The 2,598-nt window shown below is 36.6% G+C and carries 2 protein-coding genes; one reads left to right on the forward strand and one right to left on the reverse strand.

The window, feature by feature from the left end; all coding sequences use genetic code 11:
- The coding region (locus PHP90_RS13975; RefSeq protein ID WP_299931112.1) for a type II toxin-antitoxin system HipA family toxin at positions 1–1,559 on the forward strand (1,559 nt) is incomplete at its 5' end.
- Between the two features lie 232 nt (positions 1,560–1,791).
- On the opposite strand, the gene PHP90_RS13980 is transcribed toward PHP90_RS13975, so the two are convergent.
- Positions 1,792–2,190 carry a rhodanese-like domain-containing protein gene (locus tag PHP90_RS13980; RefSeq protein ID WP_299931114.1) on the reverse strand — a complete coding sequence of 133 codons (399 nt, stop codon included), beginning with the start codon at positions 2,188–2,190 and terminating at the stop codon, positions 1,792–1,794.
- Positions 2,191–2,598 lie beyond the last annotated feature (408 nt).

Below are 2,598 nucleotides of genomic sequence, written 5' to 3' on the forward strand. Positions count from 1 at the left end.
AGGAGTTCTATTTTATCTATATGAATAAAACGTTGATCGGTTATTTGGGTTTTACCAAGGGGTATTATCTTTTTGCCTATAGTAATGCATACGTTCAAGACGATTTTAGTGAGCCCCTTTCGACGACGCTTCCTTTAGATACGAAGATATATCGATCAGCATCACTGTTTCCGGCGATTGAAGCCCTTTTACCTGAAGGGGTGGATAAAGAGATTTTGGAGCGGAAGAGTAAGACACCTACAGAATTTTATCTTTTTGAGTATCTCAACACCGATACCGCCGATATCATCTTTAGCCGTACTACGATGACGTTTCCGGGGAGGAGGGCAGAGTATTTCTCTTATTTGTTAGCCAAAGAGGAGATATTAAAAGAGTATACCCCCTTTCCAAACATACTCCCATATAGAGTTGACTTGGAAGAAGAGATGCTTTTTCCCAAAAGCGATTTAAACGAGCAGCAAATCGAAAAGATCAAAGTGATGTCGTTATCAGGATATCAGCATAAACTCAAAGTGAGCATTGATCATAAGAAAAAGATCATTTCTCAAAACCAAGACGGCGAGATCGCTTCGTATTTTATGAAACCCTACAATAAATACAAAGCTGATCCATCCAATACCCACTATTTTCCTCATCTGGCAGTGAATGAGCATCTGTATATGTCATTTGCCCGTGAGAAGCTCGGATTTGATGTACCGTATACGGCAATCTGTAGAGATAAACCGGAGGGTGAGTTTCACTACATCATCAAATACTTCAACCGCTACAAAGGGTTTCGGTATGCCATGGATGAAGTATCTTCGATTATGGGATTGGATAGCGATACGAAGTATCAAACGACCGCAGAAAAAATGTTTACAGCCATTGAGACGGTTTTAGTACAGGAGCAAGAAAAGATTCGGATGTTGGAATACTTTTTCTACTCCTATGTCATTATGCATGAAGACATGCATACAAAAAACCTCTCCATTATTAATGATCGTGGCAAATACTTTGCGTCACCGCTTTATGATATTGCTGCTACCGGGTTTTATGATAATGCATATGGATATGAGAGTCATTTGCCGGTATGCGGTAAACAAAACAATATCCGACTGGGCGATTTTATGGAATTGGCAAAACGGTTAAATGTGAGAAAGAGTTTGGTCAAAGAGGGATTTAGCAAGATACTTCATCAATACACCTTTGCTTTTCCCGAATACATCGAAAAAGTACGTTCCATAGGATCGTTGCCTTACTATCATAAGAAAATAAGACCCAAAGAGGGTGAAGCTGTAATGGTCGTTTCAAAATGCGTTGAATTTGCAGATGTGCTTGAAAAGAATCATCATGAGCGGGTTCAAAAACTGATCGAGTTGGAGTATTACAAACAGCTTGGACTGAAAGCTTATATAACAACTGCTGGGATCAGTGAAATTGTAGGGATGAAGAACGAAGAGAAAGTGATCGATAAACTAGGGCTTTATGCCGGAGGGATTACTCAAGAATTGTTTAACAACCTTGGGCGACTTGGAATGTATACAGCGATGGATGTGTTGGAAAAAGAGGTGGTTAAATAGTTTTAGACAAAGGATTGTTTAAATGCGCAAACATATCCGCATTAATATTTTAAAACTTCTTTGTTTATTGCTTTAAAATACTGTAAATAGGCTTATTGTAGCAGTAAAATAATCTGCAATAATTATTACACTTTCTGCATAGAAGTAATAGGAGTCATACGTGACTTTTAGCCTTAAATAGATTAGAAGAATTTCTCAAATATGTTGATATGAAACGACAGGGCGCTTATAATCAAACGACGCTAAACCCCTGCTGCTTCCATAAGTTAATCCCACCTTTAAGATTGAGGGGCTTAAATCCGTTTTTTGCCAAAATGCGTGAGGCACCGACACTTCTGTTGCCGCTTCGACAATAGACGACAATGGTTTTATTTTTTACTTTATCAAGCTTCGAAAGACTTTCCGATAAAACATGCAGAGGGATTAGCGTAGCTCCTTTGATCCGTTCTTGAGAAAATTCATTGTCGGTTCGAACATCTAAAAGAAAAACTTCTTTGCTATTTTTTAAAAGTTCAGATGCTTCTGATGGGACAGTGGACTTGAAATTTGCAAGTATCCATCCTTTAGAATAAGCAATAAAAAGAAAAACGATAGAAGATGGAATAACCCAAGTAATGATTTCAGCAGGCATAAAAAGCTCCAATTTTTTTTGCCATTTTATCGCATCATGCTGATAGTAAAGTGTCTAACATAATGCTACATGCATAATGTTGGGATTAATTTGCAAAGACGAAGTAATATTAAGCAGATACTTACTTTTGTTGAGAGTATTTAGAGACTTATCCTTCATGTCGAAAAATATTATTTTTTTATTTTCCGTATATTGGTCGATTGCTTTTTATTGGTTAAATCTAAGGCAGAGAATAGTGTGTGGAAAACACTTATTTTCCAAATAGATACTCTAAGCTCTTCATGGGTATAGCTTTTTACTAATTTTCAAGTTTAATTACAAAACTATAAACGGTTTATAACATATAAAACAACAATAGTGTTACCTATCGTAATAAATATCAATTATTACAAATCGTTACCAAATAAC

It is taken from the genome of Sulfuricurvum sp., assembly GCF_028712165.1.
In the GTDB taxonomy this organism is placed as follows: Bacteria; Campylobacterota; Campylobacteria; order Campylobacterales; family Sulfurimonadaceae; genus Sulfuricurvum.